Annotated in this window: 20 protein-coding genes and 1 pseudogene; 12 read left to right on the top strand and 9 right to left on the bottom strand. The window is 68.8% G+C overall.

What is annotated here, in order from left to right; genetic code table 11:
- Position 1: 1 nt before the first annotated feature.
- Positions 2–1,051: an ABC transporter ATP-binding protein gene (locus tag ACODNG_RS00770; protein ID WP_434523038.1), complete on the bottom strand. Its 1,050-nt coding sequence runs from the start codon at positions 1,049–1,051 to the stop codon at positions 2–4.
- 156 nt (positions 1,052–1,207) lie between these two features.
- On the opposite strand from ACODNG_RS00770, the gene ACODNG_RS00765 reads away from it, so the two are divergent.
- Positions 1,208–2,740, top strand: a complete 1,533-nt coding sequence (locus ACODNG_RS00765) for a trehalase family glycosidase (protein ID WP_434522027.1) — start codon at positions 1,208–1,210, stop codon at positions 2,738–2,740.
- A gap of 77 nt (positions 2,741–2,817) precedes the next feature.
- Complete coding sequence (gene grpE / locus ACODNG_RS00760) at positions 2,818–3,516, top strand: nucleotide exchange factor GrpE (protein ID WP_434522026.1); 699 nt, start codon at positions 2,818–2,820, stop codon at positions 3,514–3,516.
- A 52-nt stretch (positions 3,517–3,568) separates the two neighbouring features.
- On the opposite strand, the gene surE is transcribed toward grpE, so the two are convergent.
- Positions 3,569–4,363 (bottom strand): 5'/3'-nucleotidase SurE, encoded by a 795-nt coding sequence (surE, locus tag ACODNG_RS00755; protein WP_434522025.1) that lies wholly within the window; start codon positions 4,361–4,363, stop codon positions 3,569–3,571.
- A gap of 126 nt (positions 4,364–4,489) precedes the next feature.
- Here surE and ACODNG_RS00750 point away from each other — a divergent pair, with 126 nt between their 5' ends.
- Positions 4,490–4,834: a DUF5798 family protein gene (locus ACODNG_RS00750; RefSeq protein ID WP_434522024.1), complete on the top strand. Its 345-nt coding sequence runs from the start codon at positions 4,490–4,492 to the stop codon at positions 4,832–4,834.
- Here ACODNG_RS00750 and ACODNG_RS00745 read toward each other — a convergent pair.
- The gene (locus ACODNG_RS00745) at positions 4,831–5,400 is read right to left on the bottom strand and encodes an acyltransferase (protein ID WP_434522023.1); all 570 of its coding nucleotides are present in this window, start codon (positions 5,398–5,400) and stop codon (positions 4,831–4,833) included. The genes ACODNG_RS00750 and ACODNG_RS00745 overlap by 4 nt on opposite strands.
- Before the next feature lie 94 nt (positions 5,401–5,494).
- A complete protein-coding gene (gene purD, locus ACODNG_RS00740) occupies positions 5,495–6,778 on the bottom strand; it encodes a phosphoribosylamine--glycine ligase (RefSeq protein WP_434522022.1) in 1,284 nt (427 codons plus the stop codon).
- 153 nt (positions 6,779–6,931) lie between these two features.
- Here purD and ACODNG_RS00735 point away from each other — a divergent pair, with 153 nt between their 5' ends.
- The 4 genes from ACODNG_RS00735 to ACODNG_RS00720 all read left to right on the top strand — a co-directional run bounded on the left by ACODNG_RS00735 (position 6,932) and on the right by ACODNG_RS00720 (position 10,331).
- Positions 6,932–7,363, top strand: coding sequence for a DUF255 domain-containing protein (locus tag ACODNG_RS00735; RefSeq protein WP_434522021.1), 432 nt, complete (start codon positions 6,932–6,934; stop codon positions 7,361–7,363).
- 43 nt (positions 7,364–7,406) lie between these two features.
- Entirely contained in the window at positions 7,407–8,144 is a 738-nt protein-coding gene (locus ACODNG_RS00730; protein ID WP_434522020.1) for a hypothetical protein, read from the top strand.
- 131 nt (positions 8,145–8,275) lie between these two features.
- Positions 8,276–9,172 (top strand): hypothetical protein, encoded by an 897-nt coding sequence (locus ACODNG_RS00725; RefSeq protein WP_434522019.1) that lies wholly within the window; start codon positions 8,276–8,278, stop codon positions 9,170–9,172.
- Between the two features lie 58 nt (positions 9,173–9,230).
- Entirely contained in the window at positions 9,231–10,331 is a 1,101-nt protein-coding gene (locus tag ACODNG_RS00720; RefSeq protein ID WP_434522018.1) for a geranylgeranyl reductase family protein, read from the top strand.
- Positions 10,332–10,394: 63 nt separating this feature from the next.
- Here the strand turns inward: ACODNG_RS00720 and ACODNG_RS00715 are convergent, their stop codons facing one another.
- Positions 10,395–10,877 carry a TRAM domain-containing protein gene (locus tag ACODNG_RS00715; protein WP_434522017.1) on the bottom strand — a complete coding sequence of 161 codons (483 nt, stop codon included), beginning with the start codon at positions 10,875–10,877 and terminating at the stop codon, positions 10,395–10,397.
- A 98-nt stretch (positions 10,878–10,975) separates the two neighbouring features.
- Between ACODNG_RS00715 and ACODNG_RS00710 the strand changes: the two are divergent.
- Both ACODNG_RS00710 and ACODNG_RS00705 read left to right on the top strand, forming a co-directional pair.
- Positions 10,976–12,210 (top strand): annotated as a pseudogene (locus ACODNG_RS00710) (mandelate racemase/muconate lactonizing enzyme family protein).
- A 336-nt stretch (positions 12,211–12,546) separates the two neighbouring features.
- Entirely contained in the window at positions 12,547–13,356 is an 810-nt protein-coding gene (locus ACODNG_RS00705) for a DUF502 domain-containing protein (protein WP_434523037.1), read from the top strand.
- A 129-nt stretch (positions 13,357–13,485) separates the two neighbouring features.
- Here ACODNG_RS00705 and ACODNG_RS00700 read toward each other — a convergent pair whose 3' ends face one another.
- From ACODNG_RS00700 to ACODNG_RS00690, 3 genes are all read right to left on the bottom strand, one after another.
- The gene (locus ACODNG_RS00700) at positions 13,486–14,271 is read right to left on the bottom strand and encodes a PHP domain-containing protein (RefSeq protein WP_434522016.1); all 786 of its coding nucleotides are present in this window, start codon (positions 14,269–14,271) and stop codon (positions 13,486–13,488) included.
- A 96-nt stretch (positions 14,272–14,367) separates the two neighbouring features.
- Complete coding sequence (locus tag ACODNG_RS00695) at positions 14,368–15,585, bottom strand: MFS transporter (protein ID WP_434522015.1); 1,218 nt, start codon at positions 15,583–15,585, stop codon at positions 14,368–14,370.
- A 233-nt stretch (positions 15,586–15,818) separates the two neighbouring features.
- Positions 15,819–16,736, bottom strand: coding sequence for a PLP-dependent cysteine synthase family protein (locus tag ACODNG_RS00690; RefSeq protein WP_434522014.1), 918 nt, complete (start codon positions 16,734–16,736; stop codon positions 15,819–15,821).
- Between the two features lie 380 nt (positions 16,737–17,116).
- On the opposite strand from ACODNG_RS00690, the gene ACODNG_RS00685 reads away from it, so the two are divergent.
- Both ACODNG_RS00685 and ACODNG_RS00680 read left to right on the top strand, forming a co-directional pair.
- Positions 17,117–17,251: a hypothetical protein gene (locus tag ACODNG_RS00685; protein ID WP_434522013.1), complete on the top strand. Its 135-nt coding sequence runs from the start codon at positions 17,117–17,119 to the stop codon at positions 17,249–17,251.
- 582 nt (positions 17,252–17,833) lie between these two features.
- Complete coding sequence (locus tag ACODNG_RS00680) at positions 17,834–18,220, top strand: TlpA family protein disulfide reductase (protein ID WP_434522012.1); 387 nt, start codon at positions 17,834–17,836, stop codon at positions 18,218–18,220.
- A 51-nt stretch (positions 18,221–18,271) separates the two neighbouring features.
- On the opposite strand, the gene ACODNG_RS00675 is transcribed toward ACODNG_RS00680, so the two are convergent.
- Positions 18,272–18,487: a hypothetical protein gene (locus tag ACODNG_RS00675; RefSeq protein ID WP_434522011.1), complete on the bottom strand. Its 216-nt coding sequence runs from the start codon at positions 18,485–18,487 to the stop codon at positions 18,272–18,274.
- A 93-nt stretch (positions 18,488–18,580) separates the two neighbouring features.
- On the opposite strand from ACODNG_RS00675, the gene ACODNG_RS00670 reads away from it, so the two are divergent.
- Entirely contained in the window at positions 18,581–19,324 is a 744-nt protein-coding gene (locus tag ACODNG_RS00670) for a ThuA domain-containing protein (RefSeq protein WP_434522010.1), read from the top strand.
- Positions 19,325–19,379 lie beyond the last annotated feature (55 nt).

Genomic DNA, 19,379 nt, shown 5'->3' with positions numbered 1-19,379 from the left:
ATCAGGCCACCAGTTCCCCGTTCTCGTCGTAGAGGTACGCGTCGGTCGGGTCGAACGTGAGGTGGACGCGGTCCCCCGCCGCCGCGTCCGTCTTCGGGACCTTCACGTTCACCACGGAGCCGCCCACCTCGACGTTGACCAGCACGTACTCCCCGAGCGGCTCGACCGTCTTCACCGTGCCCGGCACGGTCCAGTCCGTGTCGGGAGCGTTGGTCGACACGTCGATGTCCTCGGGTCGGACGCCGACCGACACGGTCTGCGACGACGTCTCCGCCGGCATCGGGAGGGTGTTGTCCTCGGCGAGCTGAACGGTGCCGTCGCGGTTCTCGCCCTCGAAGAGGTTCATCGGCGGCGACCCGATGAACTTCGCGACCCAGGTGGTCCGCGGTCGCTCGTACAGCTCCTCAGGGTCGGCGACCTGTCGGATCGTGCCGTCGTTCAAGACGACGATCTTGTCCCCCATGCTCATCGCCTCCTCCTGGTTGTGCGTGACGTACACCGTCGTGATCCCCAGCTCGTTCTGGATCCGCTTCAGCTCGGAGCGCATCTCCAGGCGGAGCTTCGCGTCGAGGTTACTGAGCGGCTCGTCGAGGAGGAACACGGACGGTTCTCGGACGATCGCCCGCGCGAGCGAGGTCCGCTGGCGTTGGCCGCCGGATATCTCGCCCGGGTCGCTGTCCATCTGGTCTTCGATGTGTAACAGCTCGGCGACCTGCGCGACGCGCTCGTCGCGCTCCTCCGGCGGTACGCCCCTGACCTTCAGCGGGTACTCGATGTTCTCCCGAACGGTCATGTGGGGGTACAGCGCGTAGTTCTGGAACACCATCGCGACGTTGCGGTCGGCGGGCGGGGTCCCGTCGACGCGGTCGTCGTCGAAGTAGATCTCGCCCTCCGAGGGGTCTTCCAGCCCCGCAATCATCCGGAGCGCGGTCGTCTTTCCGCAGCCGGACGGGCCGAGAAACACCACGAACTCCCCGTCGTCCACCTCCATGTCCAGCTTGTAGTTGGCGACCGTGTCACCCCCGTCGAAGTACTTGCTCACCGATCGCATGCTAATACGGGTCATCGACTATCCGCCGATATTCATTTATTACACTTATAATTAATCATGGACCATGGATAAGAGGACGGCCGCCGGTGCGCGATATTCGTTCTCTTCCCGGCTATTTCAGTAATTACTTAGCAATCCTTTCACTACGTGTTGGAGATGAGTTCCGGTCTCTTCGACTACAGTCATTTTCCCCAGATCTCCGGCGAACTCTTTCGCACCGTCCAGCGGCGGGACCTCTTCGACGACGACAAGCGGTTCGTCGACGCCGAGCCGCGCGTCCCTCCGGATCTGTTGTTTGAACGGTATCTGACGAGACGGGACCGAACCGACTTCGACCTGGAGTCGTTCGTCGAAGACCAGTTCAGGCTGCCGGAGCCGGTCTCCGCCGCGCCGGACCTCGCCCCGTCGCGGTCGATGGAGGACCACGTGTCGTCGCTGTGGGGGACGTTGACCCGGACGTTCGAGGACGCCGATTCGGCGGGGTCGACGATCATCGCCGTCCCGAACCCGCACGTCGTCCCCGGCGGCCGCTTCCGCGAGATGTACTACTGGGACAGCTACTTCACCGCGGAGGGGCTGGCGGCGGCCGGCCGAACCGACCTGATCAGGGGAATGGTCGGGAACATCGCGTCGCTCCTGGACCGCTTCGAGTTCGTCCCGCTCGGGAACCGAGCCTACTACGACAGCCGGTCGCAGGTCCCGCTGTTCTACCGCATGCTCCGCGTGTTGGAGCGCGAGGAGGGGTTCGACGCCGTCGCCCCCCACGTGGAGGCGCTCCGGACGGAACACGAGTTCTGGATGGACGGGTCCGACCGCGTTGTCGGCGACCGCGACACCGACGGAGCCGCGGCGTACCGCCGAGTCGTCGGGGTCGCGGACGACACGGTCCTCAACCGGTACTGGGACGACCGCGCTCGCCCGCGACCCGAGTCCTATCACGAGGACCGTCGCCTCGCCGACCGGGTCCCTGTCGACGAACGGCCCGACCTGTTCCGGGACGTCCGCGCCGCCTGCGAGTCCGGGTGGGATTTCAGCTCCCGGTGGCTGGCGGGCGACGACCTCACCACGATCCGGACGACCGATCTGGTGCCGGTCGATCTCAACGCCGTCCTCTTCGGCGTGGAGACCGCCCTCGCGGAGTGGCTCCCGCGCGTCGGGCAGCCGGACGCCGGCGAGCGGTACGCCGACCTGGCCGCGGACCGCCGCGAGGCGATCAACCGGTACTTTTGGGACCCGGACGCCGGCTTCTACGTCGACTACTCGTGGGTCGACGAGCGCCGGAGCGACCGGCTCACCCTCGCCGCCGTCGCGCCGCTGTTCACCGGGGCCGCGACCGAGGACCGGGCGGCGGCGGTCGCCGACCGGCTCCGACGGGACTTCCTCCGGCCCGGCGGACTGGTGACGACGCTCGAAGACACCGGCGAGCAGTGGGACGCACCGAGCGGCTGGGCGCCCCTCCACTGGATGGCCGTCACCGGGCTGCGCCGGTACGGCCACGACGCCCTGGCCGACGAGATCGCGAACCGCTGGGTCGACCTCGCGCGGAGCTCCTTCGAGGAGACCGGCCGCATGGCGGAGAAGTACGACGTTCGCTCGGCCGGCGAGACGGCCGATCTGGGAGAGTACGACCCGCAGTACGGGTTCGGCTGGACGAACGGCGTCGTCACGGCGCTGTCGGCCGAGCGGTAGCGGTCGGCCGGGGCGCCGCCGGACTCGCCGCGTCGCGCTTCTGAACGCTTATCCCCGACGACCGACTTCGATCGGGTATGAGTGACGACGATGCCGTCGATGTCGAGTCCCCCGACGCCGAGGGCGACGCGGCGAGAGCGAACGGCACGGCGGAGGCGACCGCCGAGGAACGGAGCGACGGCTCGGCTGACGGCGAGTCGGCGGACGGCGAGCCGACCGACCCCGACGCCCGCCGGGACGAGGAGGCGCTCGCCGCGGCCGTCGCCGAGCACGACGAGGCGCTCGCGCGGGAGGTCGCGGCGCTGGAGTCGGACCTCGCCGAGACCCGGGAGGCGCTCCGCGAGCGCGACGAGGAGGTCGAGGAGCTGACGAGCAAGCTCGCCCGCGTGAAGGCGGACTTCAGCAACTACAAAGAGCGCGCGAAGCGGAAGCAAGAGGAGATCCGCGAGCGCGCCTCAGAGGGGCTCGTCGAGCGGCTCGCGCCCGTCAGGAACGACCTCCTGCGCGCGCTCGACCAGGACGAAGGGAGTGAACTCCGTCCGGGCGTCGAGTCGACGCTGGAGAAGTTCGACGAGGTGCTCGCCGACGAGGGCGTCAAGTCGATAGAGCCGGAGCCGGGCGAGGAAGTCGACCCCGCGCGCCATCAGGTGATGGTCCGCGTCGACAGCGACCGTCCGGAGGGGACGATCCACGAGGTGTACGAGCCGGGCTACGAGATGGGCGACCGCGTGCTGAGCGAGGCAAAGGTGACCGTGAGCGACGGCGACGGCGAGTAGGGCGACGGCGAGCAGTGCGAATCGTTTCTCACGAGCGATCCGTCGGTCCGGGTCAGGACCGAACCGTCGTCTCGTAGGCGTCGACGAGTTCGTCGAGTCCCGCGTTCGGCTCGGCCGCGTGCGGGACCGACAGCGGCGACACCGAGACCTCGCCGTCGACGACGGCCCGTCGGTCGGTCCCGACGGGGTCCGGCACGTCGCCGTCGTTCATCCGGTCCCAGATCGGGTCGGAGAAGCCGACGCGGCCGTCCCCGTTCCGCTCCGCGCGCATCCCGTACCACGTCGAGGGCGTCGTGACGCGGAGCGGCGCGCGGTCCGCGTCCGCGATGGGGGCGTTGACGTTGAGGTAGTCCGCGCGCTCGAACACCCCGGCGCCGAGCGCCTCGTCGACGAGGAACCGCGTCGCGCGGACCGCGTGCGCGAAGTCGTCGGTCTCGAACTCGCGTTTCCACCAGTCGTCGCCGCCGGGCACGTACATCGAGGTCGCGACCCCGGGAACCCCGAAGAACGCCGCCTCGACCGCCGCCGAGACCGTCCCTGACCGGCCGAGCGTGTACGCCCCGAGGTTCGCGCCCTCGTTACAGCCGGCGACGACCAGGTCCGCGTCGGGGACGAGCTCGTCGAGTCCCGCGACGACGCAGTCCACGGGAGTCCCGTCGACTGCGTACCCCAACTCGTGGTCGTCGACGGCGACGTCGGCCGAGAGGCGGCGACCGACCGAGGACTGGTCGTCGGCCGGCGCGACGACGGTCACCGCGTACTCGGCCGCGAGCGCGTCGTAGAGGGCTCGCAGCCCCGCGGCGTCGACGCCGTCGTCGTTGGTCAACAGGATCCGGTCGACGCTCATACCCGTTCCACGGACGAGCCGGGCAAAAGTCCACCGTCGGTGGAGGGGGAGCGCGACGCGACCGGAGCAGCCGGAGACTCCGAGCCGAACGGAAAAGCACACGTATCGCCGGGGCGACCGTCCGGTATGGGATTCGGGGACACCGCCAAGAAGATCCAGACGCTCGCCGACCGTGCGGAGCGAACCTACAAGAAGATCAACGAGCTCCGAGAGGAGGTCGAGGAGACGCAGACGACCGTGATCGACACCTCGGAGCGCGTCAAGGGGCTCGAAAACGAGATGGCCGAACAGCGGGCCGTCCTCGACGCCGTCGCCGAAGAGGTCGGCGTCGACTTGGAGCGCGTGAGCACCGAGGCGCACATCACGGACGCGGAAGCGACGGCCGCCGCCGCGAGCGATAACGCCGACGAAACGGACTCTGACTCCGAATCGACCGACGACGAAGTGACCGGCGACGAAGACGCCGCTTAATCGTCGCTGGCAGCCGCGTCCGCCCGCGAGACCACGTCCGCGGGAACGCCGGCGACGGTCGCGCCCGGGGGTACGTCCTCCGCGACGAGCGAGTTCGCGGCGACGCGCGCCCCCTCGCCGACCGTGACGCCGGGGAGCACGACCGCGCCAGCGCCGATCATCGCCTCGTCCTCGACGACCACGTCGCCGAGCCGGTACTCCTCGTGGAGAAACTCGTGGCACAGCAGCGTGGCGTCGTACCCGATTATCGCGTCGTCGCCGACGCGGATCCGCTCGGGCCAGAACACGTCCGGCGTCGACTCCAACCCCCACGCGACGCCCGTCCCGACCGTGACGCCAATCTGCCGCAGCAGCCAGTTCTTCAGCCGGAGGCTCGGACAGATCCGCGCGAGGACGATCACCACGTAGTTGCGCACGACTGCGAGCGGCGACTTCGCGTCCGGCCACGACCACAGGGAGTTGCGCGCTCCCGGCGTCGGGAACCGTTCGAGGCGGTCGCTCCGGGCCGGATCGGCGCGCGTCGCGTCCGAATCGTCGCGCGTCGCGGCCGCGTCGTCGTCTGTCACGTCACGCCGTTCGGACGGCGAGAATAAAAGGGTCGCTCCCGGTCTCCGGTCTCGACGGTTCGGAGGGCGACCGCGGCCCGGCGGACCTGCGCTCTCAGCTTCGCAGCTCGTCCATGTGCTCGATCCGGCGCTCCACGAGGGCCGCCGTGCCGATGTCGTGGCGGATCCGGACGCGGTCGCCCGCGGCCGCCAGCGCGTCTTCCGCCTGCGTTTCGGCGGCCGCGATGGAGTCGCCGCGGCCGACGACCGCGAACGCCCGCGAGGTGGTGGTGTACAGTCGGCCGTCGCGCTCGTCGACGCTCGCGTAGTAGAGGAGCGCGTCGCCCGCGCTCTCCTCGTCGACCGCGATCTCGGCGCCCGCGTCGGGGTCGGTCGGGTAGCCGTCGGGCACCGCGTACTTACAGACGGTCGCCTCGCCAGAGAAGGAGAGTTCGGGAAGCGACTCGCCGTCGCGCGCGGCGGCGAGTACGTCGACGAACGGCGTGTCGAGGACGGGCAGCGTGTTCATCGCCTCCGGGTCGCCGAAGCGCGCGTTGAACTCGACGACCTTCGGTCCCTCGTCGGTGAGCATGAACTGCCCGTAGAGCACGCCCTTGTAGTCGGGGAGCGCGTCGACGACCGCGTCCAGTACGTCGACAGCGGCGTCGTAGTCGCCCTCGGCCATGAACGGCAGTGAGAAGCCGGTGTCCGTGTACGAACCCATCCCGCCGGTGTTCGGTCCCTCGTCGCCCTCGTAGGCGCGCTTGTGGTCCTGGACCGCGGGCGTCGTCCGGACGTCGCCGTTCGCGACGAACGCCTGAATCGTGAACTCCTCGCCGACGAGCCGCTCTTCGAGGACGACGCGGTCGTAGTCGGAGTCGCGGAGGTACGCCTTCGCCTCCTCGGCGGTCACCTGATCGCCGATCACCTTCACGCCCTTGCCGCCGGTGAGTCCGGCGGGCTTCACCGCGAGGTCGCCGTCGTAGCCGTCGATGTACTCGCAGGCGGCCTCGATGTCGTCGAACACCGCGTAGTCGGGGCAGCCGGGGATCGCGTTCTCCTCCATGAACTCCCGCTGGTACGCCTTGTCGGTCTCCAAGCGCGCTTCCTCCGCCCGCGGGCCGAACGCGTAGACGCCGGCGTCGTCGAGCGCGTCCGCGACTCCGGCCTCCAGCGCCGATTCGGGGCCGATGACCGCCAGGTTCGCGCCGACGGCGGTCGCGTAGTCGGCGACCGCCTCGGCATCCGTCTCCTCTATCGCCTCGAACCCGTCCGCGAGCCGTCGGATCCCCGGGTTCCGGACGCTCGCGCAGGCGTACAGCGCGCAGTCGTCCGCCACCGCGCGGGCGATCGCGTGTTCGCGGCCGCCGCCCCCCACCAGGAGTACGGTCTCCGTCATGCCCGACGGGTGTCCGCACGGTAGTGTAAACCTTACTCTCTGTTCGGACTGATGTATGCTTATTCGTGGATACCCATCGGGGTCGCGGCGGCGATAGCGGCGGCGTCCGTCCCGGTGCGGACGCCTTTTGCCCCGCCGGGCCGAACCGGGCGTATGTCACAGCCGACCGAGCGGAACCGCCTCGACGGGGAGGCGAGTCCCTATCTCCAACAGCACGCCGACAACCCCGTCAACTGGCAGCCGTGGGGCGACGAGGCGTTCGAGCGCGCCCGCGAACACGACGTGCCCGTGTTCGTCTCCATCGGCTACTCCTCGTGTCACTGGTGTCACGTCATGGCCGAGGAGAGCTTCGAGGACGAGGCGGTCGCGGAGGTGGTGAACGAGTCGTTCGTCCCGGTCAAGGTCGACCGCGAGGAGCGCCCCGACGTCGACAGCACGTTCATGACCGTCTGCCAGCTCGTCACCGGCGGCGGCGGGTGGCCGCTCTCGGCGTGGTGCGACGCCCGAGGGCAAGCCGTTCTACGTCGGGACCTACTTCCCGCCCGAGCCGCGCCGGAACCAGCCCGGCTTCCGCGACCTCTGTGAACGCATCGCCGACTCCTGGAGCGACCCGGAGCAGCGCGAGGAGATGAAGCGGCGCGCCGACCAGTGGACCGAGAGCGCGCGCGACGAACTGGAGTCGGTGCCGACGCCGGACGCGACGGACCCGGACGGGGAGGGCGCCGCCTCGCCGCCGGGCGACGACCTGCTCGACACGGCCGCCGCGGCGGCCCTGCGCGGCTACGACGAGGAACACGGCGGCTTCGGGAGCGGCGGCGCGAAGTTCCCGATGCCCGGCCGGATCGACCTCCTCATGCGAGCGTACGCGCGGAGCGGCCGCGACGCGCTTCTGTCGGCCGCGACGGGGACCCTCGACGGGATGGCCAACGGCGGGATGTACGACCAGATCGGCGGGGGGTTCCACCGCTACGCGGTCGACCGCGAGTGGACGGTCCCCCACTTCGAGAAGATGCTGTACGACAACGCCGAACTGCCGATGGCCTACCTCGACGGCTACCGGCTCTCGGGCGATCCCGCGTACGCCCGGGTCGCGAGCGAGTCGCTCGCGTTCCTCGACCGCGAGTTGCGCCACGAGGACGGCGGCTTCTTCAGCACCCTCGACGCGCGGAGCCGACCGCCCGCGAGCCGCCGGGGCGAAGACGAGAGTGAATCCGCCGAGGACGAGGACGTCGAGGGCGCCTTCTACGTCTGGACCCCCGAGGAGGTCGACGCCGTCCTCGACGAGCCGGCGGCGTCGCTGGCGAAGGACCGGTACGGGATCCGGCCCGGGGCAACTTCGAGCGCGGCACGACCGTTCCGACGATAGCCGCGTCGGTCGAGGAACTGGCCGCGGACCGCGACCTCTCGCCCGAGGAGATTCGGGAGACGCTGACCGAGGCGCGTACGGCGCTGTTCGACGCCCGGGAGTCGCGGCCGCGACCCGCCCGCGACGAGAAAGTGCTGGCCTCGTGGAACGGGCGGGCCGTCTCCGCGTCCGCGAGGGCCGGGGGGACCCTCGGCGAGCCGTACGCCGAAATCGCGCGGGAGGCGCTCGACTTCTGTCGCGACCGCCTCTACGACGCCGACGCGGAGACCGGCGCGCTCGCGCGTCGCTGGCTCGGCGGCGACGTGCGCGGGCCGGGGTACCTCGACGACTACGCGTTCCTCGCGCGCGGCGCGCTCGACGTCTACACCGCGACCGGCGACCCGGAGCCGCTCGGGTTCGCGCTGGAGCTGGCCGACGACCTCGTCGACGAGTTCTACGACGCCGACGACGGGACGATCTACTTCACGCGAGATCTGGACGACGAGGGGGGCGCGGAGGGCGGCGAGGGCGCCGAGACCACGGATGCCGGCCCCCTCATCGCGCGACCGCAGGAGTTCACCGACCGCTCGACGCCGTCGAGCCTCGGCGTCGCGGCCGAGACGCTCGCGCTCCTCGACGGGTTCCGAACCGACGGGGAGTTCCGGGAGATCGCGGAGCGAGTCGTGACGACCCACGCCGATCGGATCCGCGGGGGGCCGCTGGAACACGCCTCGCTCGTCCGGGCGGCCGACCTGGTCGAGACCGGCGGTATCGAGGTGACGATCGCCGCCGACGAGGTGCCCGGCGAGTGGCGCGAGACGCTCGGCGAACGGTACCTCCCGGGTGCCCTCGTCGCGCCGCGTCCGGCCACGGCGGCGGGACTCGACGAGTGGCTCGACCGACTCGGGATGGCAGAGGCCCCGCCGATCTGGGCGGACCGGGACGCGACCGACGGCGAACCGACCGCCTACGTCTGTCAGGGGTTCACCTGCTCGCCGCCGCGGACCGACCTCGACGCCGCGCTCGGCTGGCTCGGCGGCGACGAGTGACCGCGGCGCCGACCGAGAGCCGGAACCGTTTAGCCGCCTCGGGGCGGTGATTCCAGGCGTGTACGACTTCGTCGTCGTCGGAGCCGGGCCGGCCGGGTCGCGGTTCGCGCGCCGGGCCGCCGAGGCGGGTCGCGAGGTCCTCCTCTTGGAGTCGGGGACCGTCGGGAAGCCGCTGGCCTGCTCCGGGCACGTCTCGACGGATATCTGGGAGTACGTCGACGGCGACGCACCGGACCGGCTCCGACAGAACCGAGTCTTCGGCGCGCGGTTCCACGTCGGCGGGCCGGACTCCGCCGCCTACCCGTTCTACAAGCGGGAGCCGGTGTCGAACGTGATCGACCGCGTCGGACTCGACCGGACGCTGGCGGACCTCGCCGAAGCGGCGGGCGCGGACCTCCGCGAGGGCCACACCGTCGTCTCGGTCGACGAGCGCGACGACCGGGTCGCGGTCGAGGCCAGCCTCGCGGACGGCGACACAGAGCGGTTCGAGGCCCGGATGGTCGCCGGCTGCGACGGTCCCACGTCGCGCGTCCGGCGGTCGCTCGATCTCCCCGAGCCGGGCGAACTGCTTCACGGCGTCCTCGCGTTCGACGAGGAGTCGGACGCGGGCGACTACGTCGACGTCCACCTCACCGCGCCGACGTTCTTCGCGTGGCGGATCCCGCGCGGCGACGCGGGCGTCGAGTACGGGCTGGCGGCCCCGCCGAGCGAGGATGTCTCCGCCGGGTTCGACCGGCTCACCGACGCGTACGGCGCGACTACGGACCACCGCTGCTCGGGCGCTATCCCGGTGGGACCGCCGGCGTCGACGACGAGCGACCGCGGCTTCCTGATAGGCGACGCCGCCGCGCAGACGAAGCCGTTCACCGGCGGCGGCATCCTCTACGGGATGCGCGCGGCCGACGTCGCCGCGGCCGCCATCGACCCGCGCGACCCGGCGACGCTCGCCGACTACGAGTCCGGATGGCGCGAGGAGCTGGCCACGGAGATCCGTCTCGGAAAGGCGATCCGACGGTGTTACTCGCTGCCGGAACCGGTCCAACGAGTCGGGCTGCGGGCGCTGTCCGGCGAGATCGGCGTCCACATGGACGAGCCGTCCTCGTTCTTCTCGCCATCGAACCTCCGAGCGCTGTTCTCGCGGGGCGACCCGCCCGAGTGAGAAGGGACGCGTGACGACGGGCGGGTCGCGGCCGCGGAAACGGAATCCGTCCGGTGCGCGCCGCTACTCTTCGACGACGTTCGCGAACGAGACGTTCTCGCGGACGCTCGTGATCTCGACGGTCGGCTCCTCGCCGGGTTCGGCGTCGGGGACGATGACGACGTAGCCGCGTTCGATCTTCGCGATCCCGTCGCCTTTGTCGCCGAGCGTCTCGATCGTCACGTCGCGGACCTCTCCCTCAGAGACGGGCGGATCGGGCTGGACGGCGCCGGCGGCACCGCGAGAGGTGGGGCGTTTCCCGTCCTCGGACGGGGTTCCGGTCGAGGCGCCGTCGCCGTCGGAAACAGACGCGCCGCCGTCTGCGTTAGACGCCGACTCCCCCTCCTCGGGTCCGGCGCGGTCCAGGACGGCGATTCGGTACGTCTCGCCGACGCTGACGCTACCGTGTTCGATCTCAGAGGCGGGAACGGTGACAACATACTCGTCGCCCCGAGACTCCACTCGGCCCGTGTACAGACACGCGAGAGAATCAGTGATTTCGACCATGGCCGCCCATTGCGCGTACGGGGATGAAAAGCCACCTGTTCGGGGCGTGCTGCGTGCGAAGGTAAACGTTTACCCTGTTCCGAATGAACCGGGGTCGTATGAGCCGAAACTACGAGTCGCTCCACGACCCGAACGCGGAGTACACGATGCGAGAGCTCTCCGCCGAGACGATGGGGACCACCGGGACGCGCGGCGGCGGCCGCGACGTCGAGATCACGGACGTTCAGACGACGATGGTCGACGGGAACTTCCCGTGGACGCTCGTCCGCGTCTACACCGACGCCGGCGTCGTCGGCACCGGCGAGGCGTACTGGGGCGCCGGCGTGCCCGAACTCGTCGAGCGCATGAAGCCGTTCGTCGTCGGCGAGAACCCGCTCGACATCGACCGCCTCTACGAGCACCTGATCCAGAAGATGTCCGGCGAAGGCTCCGTCGAGGGCGTCACCGTCACGGCCATCTCCGGTATCGAGGTCGCGCTCCACGACCTCGCCGGCAAGATCCTCGACGTGCCCGCCTACCAGCTGCTCGGCGGGAAGTACCGCGACAAGATGCGCGTCTACTGCGACTGCCACACCGAGGAGGAGGCGGACCCCGAGGCCTGCGCGGACGAGGCCGAGCGCGTCGTCGACGAGCTGGGCTACGACGCCCTGAAGTTCGACCTCGACGTCCCCTCGGGCTTCGAGAAGGACCGCGCGAACCGCCACCTCCGGCCCGGCGAGATCCGCCACAAGGCGGAGATCGTCGAGAAGGTCACCGAGCGCGTGAAGGACAAGGCCGACGTCTCCTTCGACTGCCACTGGACGTTCTCGGGCGGCTCCGCGAAGCGTCTCGCGGACGCCATCGAGGAGTACGACGTGTGGTGGCTCGAAGACCCAGTCCCGCCGGAGAACCTCGAAGTACAGGAGGAGGTCACGAAGAACACGACTACGCCGATCACGGTCGGCGAGAACCGCTACCGCGTCACCGAACTGCGTCGCCTCATTGAGAACCAGGCGGTCGACATCGTCGCGCCGGACCTGCCGAAGGTCGGCGGCATGCGCGAGACCCGCAAGATCGCGGACGTGGCGAACCAGTACTACGTCCCCGTCGCGATCGGCACAACGTCGCCTCACCGGTCGCGACGATGGCGGCGGCCCACGTCGGCACCTCCATCCCGAACTCGCTCGCGATCGAGTACCATTCCTACGAGCTCGGCTGGTGGGAGGACCTCGTCGAGGAGGACGTCATCGAGGACGGATACATCGAGGTGCCGGAGAAGCCCGGTCTCGGCGTCACGCTCGACATGGACACCGTCGAGGAGCACATGGTCGAGGGCGAGACGTTGTTCGACTGAGCGAAGCGAAGTCGAATTCGATAGGCGAGCAAAGCGAGCCTATCGGTGTTTGACGAGGCGTAAGCCGAAGTCAAGCGCGAAATTCTTTGATTTTCGCAGTTCGATCTGGCTTACGCCGGATCGAGCAGGTGAGTCGCAGCGCGAACGGAGTGAGCGATCGTCTCACCGTGTTCGACGAAGCGTAGCTTCGTCGGGCAAGCGAATCTCTGATTCGCGCTGTTCGACTGAGCGGGGCGCCTCCATCGCCGATTACGTGAATGAGCATTTATTTTACCAGTCCCCACAGAAGAACGTATCATGTCGTCCCCTGACGATAGCGAGCCCTCCCAAGTAGCGATCCGGGCAAAACAGACCGGGCAATCCCTGTACTCGCGCGTATACAATTCGCTGATCACGGGCGTCGCGATCATGATTCCCGTCGTCGTGACGCTGTACATCGTCAGTATCGCGATCGGGTTCGTTCGGAACGCACTGGACCCGCTCATTCAGGTTCTGCGGTGGGCCGGTCTCATCCAACGCATCGAGTCGGGCGGATTCGTCCAGCTGCTCATCGAGATCGGGATCTACGCCGACGTCGTGGCGTTCGTCTCCGAGCTCATCGCGATCGCGGTCCTCGTGCTCGTCATCGCCGTCGTCGGGGTTGTGGGACGCAATCGCTACGGGCAGCGGGTCGTGGACGTCTTCGATCTGATGGTGTCTTCGATCCCGGGCGTCGGAACGGTGTACAAGAGCTTCCGGCGGATGGGGGACGTGGTTCTCGACGAACAGGACGACAAGTTTCAGGAGGTGAAGCTCGTCCAGTGTTTCGACGAGGACGTCTACGTGCTCGGGTTCAAGACCGGCGAGGCGCCGGTGACGATCGAAGAGTCAACCGGTCACGAGGAGATGGTCTCGATGTTCCTGCCGTTGGCGCCGAACCCGGTGACCGGTGGGCTGTTGACGTACATTCCTCAGTCGGACGTGTATGAGATAGACATGACCATCGAGGAGGGAATTCAGAGCGTCCTCACGAGCGGTGTCGCGACCGACCAAGGAGCCTCGGGGACCCTCAACATCAGCCTCGAAGAGCTACAGAACTCACAGCGGTACCAGAACATTCGCAACGCGGTGGGTACGACCGACTACGACACTGACGACACGGAGTGACGTCTTGCGGGCGCTGGACCACGCGGGTCGCCAGTACTCGGCGACCAGCGCCCATCCGTTTCTGCGGATTTCGACGGGACCGCGTCGTCCGACGAAGCCGCGCTTCGTCGAACTCGATAGCCGACCGCGTCAGGCGTTCTTCGCCACTCGGTCGATCCGGATCGGTTCCAACCCGCGGCGGTCGAGTTCAGCCTCGATCTCCCGCATCCGGGGTTCAATCGCGTCCGGCTCGTGGCTGTCGGTCCCGACGGTCACGCCGACGTCGGCGTCGGCGAGGCGGTCGAGGAACGCGGGCGCCGGGTGGAACTCCCCGTAGTCGCCGAGCAGTCGTCCGGCGTTGATCTCCGGCACGGTCCGCGAGTCTCGAAACGCCTCGGCGACCGCCGCGTAGTGGTCCTCGGTCGCGAACCCGCGGAGGTGGGGGTTCCGCTCGATCAGGTCCGGGTGCGCGGCGATCGCGAACAGCTCCGACTCGATCAAGGCGACCAGCGTCTCGAAGTACCGGTCGACCAGCTCTCGCCGCTCGGACTCCGGCTTGTCAGCGAAGTGCGAGCGCGTGTGGACGTTCGCCCCGTCGAGCTCGTGGACGCTGCCGACGGCGTAGTCGAAGCCCGCGTCGTCGAGGAACGCCGCGATCGCGTCCTCGTGAACGGGGTCGTAGTCCATCTCGACGGCGTCGAACACGTCGACGTCGGCGTCCTCGCGGACCGCCTCGATCGCCTCGCGGCGCCGCTCGTAGGTCAGGTCCAAGTTGAACCCGAACGCGCGCTTGTGACGGCGCGCGTTCGACTCCGGCGAGACGTTACAGTGGTCGGCGAAGCCGATCCCGTCGAGTCCGGCGTCGGCCGCCGCGTCGACCATCCAGCGCAGGAACGCCCCGTCCGAGTAGTTTGTGTGGGCGTGGTAGTCGTACACAGTCCGGCTTCGGGCCGGGTCGACTCGAAGGTTCGGGTCGGGCGGGAGGGGTTGACACGCCGCGTCCCACTCCCGTCGGCAGCGGAGTCGGTCGCCTCACCGCCCCTCGCCGACGAGCGCGTTCACCGAGATGACGAGGAACGCGACCCCCGCCATCCCGGCGATGACGAGGAACGACGCCCCCCAGCCGAACAGGTCCGCGACGAGTCCGACGCCGACGGACCCGGCCGAACCGATCACGGTGTAGACGGTCCGGATCAGGCCGAAGCCGGCCCCCCGCTCCGAGTCGCCGAGGGCGTCCATGAACCGCGGGTCGATCGCCGAGAAGAAACTCGACCCGAGTCCGGCGAGGAACACGACGACCCCGAGCGCGACGACCTCGGGAAGCGCCGGCAGCCCGACCGCGACCGGAAGTCGGACGAGGTCGGGGAGCGCGACCAGCCCGGCGAGACCGAGCGCCCCGCCGAGGAGGGAGGCGGCGATGCTCGCGTCGCGACCGACGCGATCCGAGAGCCGACCGAGTCCGACCTGCGCCCCGGCGCGGACGACGAAGAACGCGGAGAAGACCCCGCCGGCGAACGCGGGCGTGTACTCCCGCAACTCGACGAGGAACGTCGGGAGAAAGGAGATGACGCCCTGCGCGACGTACGTGCCGAGCGTCGCGACCGCGAGCGGGACGAGGATCTCGCGGCGGCCGACCAGTTCGAGCAGCGGCCCGATCCGGAGCCGCTCCGACATCGGCTGGTCCGGGCGCCGCGGCTCGGTGGGCCGGACGCGCCGCGCGAACAGAACGAAGATCGGAACGCCGACGACCGCGGCCAGCGCGACGCCGGGGCGCCACCCGTAGCGGAACCCGACCCAGGTCGCGGCGACCGGCGCGACCAGCCCCGCCAGCGGGCCGCCCAGCGAGTGAAGCCCGACCGCGGTGCCGAGGTCGTCGAACGTCCGCGAGAGCAGCGTGGTCGCCACCGCGTAGTGAAGTCCCGCCGCGAGTCCGAGGAGGACCGCCGCCAGCACGAACGCGGGAAAGACCGGAACGACGGCGAGCAGGAGGCTCATCGCGGTCGTTCCCCCGACCGCGACGAGGATGACCCGGCGCTCGCCGTACCGGTCCGCGAAGATTCCGCTCGGGAACTGCGAGAGCCCGTAGGCGAACCACATGCCGGAGAGCGCGACCCCGACCGCGGTGTTCGAGACCCCGAAGTCGTCGATGATAAGGGGAACGACCGGGCTGATCGCCAGCCGAGCGAAGTACGTCACGAAGAAGGCGAGCATACACAGCGTCAACACCGTATGGCGGTAGCGCCAGTTCACGCCGACCGCCCCCTCCGCGCCGTCGGAATCGACCGGGTCGTCGTCGCGGACGCTCGCGACACCGTGGCGTCGAGCGCGCGGTTCACGTCTCGTCTCCGCCGTCGCGCGCGGCCCGTATAAACCGTCGTCTCCCGGAGAGCGGTCGGGGGTTCACTCCCGGTCCGCGGCGCACTCTTGGTCCGCGGCGCACTCCCGGTCCGCGACGGCCGCGCCGGTCCGAATCAACGCCGAGGTCATCCGTCGAAGGTCCCCGCCGTCAGGTAGCGCTCGCCGCTGTCCCAGAAGACGGTGACGACGAGGGGTTTCTCGCCCGCGAACGCGCCGCTCTCGCGCAGCTCGGCCGCGACGTCCTTCGCGGCGAGGTTCGAGGCGCCCGACGACTGCCCGACCAGGATCCCCTCCTCGCGAGCGAGGCGGCGGCACTCGGTCTCGGCGTCAGCGAGTTCGACGGTATGGACCTCGTCTATCAGATCCACGTCGAGGTTCGGCGCGACGAACCCCGGTCCCATCCCCTGAAAGCCGTCGTTTCCCGCGGGACCGCCGGAGAGGACGGCGTTGTCCGCCGGCTCGACCGCGTCGATCCGGACGTCCGGGAACGCCTCGCGCAGTCGGCGGCCGATGCCGGAGAGCGTGCCACCGGTGCCGACGCCGGCAACGAACGCGTCGACGGTCCGGTCGCCGACCTGATCGACTATTTCCGGGCCGGTCGTCTCGTAGTGCGCGCGGGGGTTCGCGGGGTTCTCGAACTGTCGGAGCTGGACGGTGTCCGGGTCTGCTTCGAGTTCGTCGGCGCGCTCCTTCGCGTCCGAGATGTCGCCGTCGACGAGCTCGACGGTCGCGCCGTACGCCTTGATCAGCCGGCGGCGCTCGATCGACTTCCCCTCGGGGATGACGAGGGTCACGTCGTAGCCGCGCGCCGCGCCGACCATCGCGAGGCCGATGCCGGTGTTGCCCGAGGTGGGTTCGACGATGCGGTCGCCCGGCTCGATCTCGCCCGCCTCCTCGGCCGCTTCGACCATGTACAGCGCGGGGCGGTCCTTGGCCGAGCCGCCCGGGTTGCGGGACTCGACTTTCGCCGCCACCGTGGTTCCCGCGGGCGCGTCGACCCGCACCAGCGGCGAGCCGAGCGTCGACAGGATGTCGTCGTCCATTAGCCGACACGAGGCGGCCGCGACCCAAAGGCCCCGTGGACTCCGGCAATCGATGTCGGCCGCGAGGGGTGAATCCGTTTATAATGGCCCTGTTGAAATCCTCTTCTTTAGATATATTCACGCCTGAAACAGCCGGTCGGTGAGAACTGCGTAGTTAGCGTACATTCTAAACCAATAAACAAATTTAACAGCTGTTACAATGTTCGTTTATGAGTCTACTTAATCGACGACCGTTGGGGGTTGTGATTATTGCAGTCTGGACTGGATTACTTGGGCTCGCAAGTCTTGTACTGTCAATTCCGGGATCACTAACGCATCTCCCTGTCGGGCTCCTCTACTTAGCTGGTTCCTATGGGATGTGGCAACAGACTAAGCGAGGTGTGAGTATCCTCATCGTAGCATGGGTCGTAGGAGCAGTTCAATCCACGATTGTCCGGGGGAACCCGCTTGTATTTGTAGGAGTTATACTCGTCTCCGGATACCTGTACTACCGGAGAGAAGAGTTCCAAGCCTGAAGAGCGTCGTGAACTCTCCCCATCCATCGAGATATTAGTATCCTGTACTGACCACATCAAATCAGAATATATCGCTTTCTGAGGATTTCAACAGAGCCTTTATAAACAAACGGGCGAACGCCGAGGCAGACGCGGTGGCGCGCGCCTCCGAGTGGCCGCCCTTGGCGGCCACGAGGAGCGCGTGCGAGGGAGTCGGCCGACCGGAGCGAAGCGACGGGAGGCCGACGAGGCTGGGGAGGCGTGAGGTGCCGTGCGGTCGCGGTCGGGCGGGACTCGAAGGGGCGGGCGCGAGGCGGGCGCAGGCGAAGGTAGGACCGCAGCGAGTGAGCGGAGCGAACGAGCGAGGACCGCCCCGAGCGTGCGCCCGCCTCGCGCCCGGGGCTTCGGGATGGTTGGCGACAGCGGTGTCGATCGCGTATCGCCGAGCGCCCGGGGCTTCGACGGTGTTCGTGACAAGTTATGAGTTAAGAACAGTCGGACCGACGCAATTCCGGACTACGGGAACAGTTCCGTCGTAGACGACCCGAACTTCGTATTGCCACCGACGCGCCGTTTACGTGCCTCCGTGACCTACGACTCCCTATGACGCTCGAAACGCTCGCGCCCGCCGACGACCTCGGCGCGGACGCGTTCGACGATTCCGTGATAGAAGCGCTCGCGGCCGATGACTACGTTTTCAAAGTGTGGGGCGGCGACTGGTGCGGCGACTGCCAGCGACAGCTCCCCGAGTTCGGCGCCGCGCTCGCGGCCGCCGGCGTCCCCGACGACCGGATCGAGGCGTTCCCGGTGACGAAGGGACCGACCGGCAAGGAGGGCGAGCTGGTCGAGGAGTACGACATCGAACTGATCCCGACGGTCGTCGTCGAGTCGCCCGACGGCGAGGAGCTCGCGCGGTTCGTCGAGGAGGAGGACGTCTCCATCGCAGAGTACCTCGCGGACCGGCTCGCGGACGTCGAAGCGACGGCCTGAGTCGGGTTCCGACGGTCAGTCAGCTTCTGACGGCCAGTCAGCTTCTGACGGTCAACCGTCTTCCGCGTTCACGTCGCCGGCGTAGTAGAGGCCGGCCAGTATGACGCCCATCGTGACCGCGAACGCCGTCGTCGACGTGTCGAGGAGGACGCCGACCGCGAGTACCGATACCGTCACCACCACGCCGGCGAGGAGGGCGTAGCGCAGCCGGGAGAGGCCGCGCGCCCAGTCGTCGGCCCGGCGGTACAACTGTCGGGGACCGTCCATACCTCCTCCTGTCGGACGCGAAGCAAGTACCTTCGGGTGAGTGCGGGACTGTTCAGGGCGAGCGCTCAAGTCGGTTCGGCGCCGATTCGGCGTATGGCACGCGTCACGGTCTGGAACGAGCACCGACACGAGCGCGAGAGCGACATCGTCGCCGAGGTGTACCCCGACGGGATCCACGCCGTCGTCGCGGACGCCCTCCGCGAGGGCGGCCACGAGGTCCGCACCGCCACGCTCGACGAGGGTCCGGAACACGGGCTGACCGAGGCGGTCTTAGACGACACGGACGTGCTCGTCTGGTGGGGCCACGCCGCCCACGACGAGGTGCGCGACGCGGTCGTCGACCGCGTCCACGAGCGCGTCCTCGACGGGACGGGCCTGATCGTCCTCCACTCCGCGCACTACTCGAAGATATTCAAGCGGCTGATGGGGACCAGCTGCTCGCTGAAGTGGCGCGAGGCCGCCGAGCGCGAGCGGCTGTGGACGGTCGAGCCGAGCCACCCGATCGCCGACGGGATCGGGGAGTCGATCGAACTCGACGAGGCCGAGATGTACGGCGAGCGCTTCGATATTCCCGCGCCCGACACGCTCGTGTTCACCTCCTGGTTCGAGGGCGGCGAGACGTTCCGCTCCGGGTGCTGTTACCGCCGCGGGAGCGGGAAGGTGTTCTACTTCCGCCCGGGCCACGAGACGTACCCGATCTACTACGACGAGGACGTTCGGCAGGTCCTCCGGAACGCGGTCGACTGGGCGGAACCGGGTGACGGACCGACGCCCGAGTTCGGCAACGCCGACCCGATCGAAGACATCGACACGAGCGACAATCGGACGGTTCACTAATCGGAGGTGACGGTTTAGGGGGTAGTTGGCGTCGGATCGACCGCGAACACTTCCA

Origin of the sequence: Halorubrum sp. AS12, from assembly GCF_051122765.1 — an archaeon.
Lineage (GTDB): Archaea > Halobacteriota > Halobacteria > Halobacteriales > Haloferacaceae > Halorubrum > Halorubrum trapanicum.
Note: the sequence above shows the minus strand (reverse complement) of the source record. Positions and strands in the feature narration are given on the sequence as shown.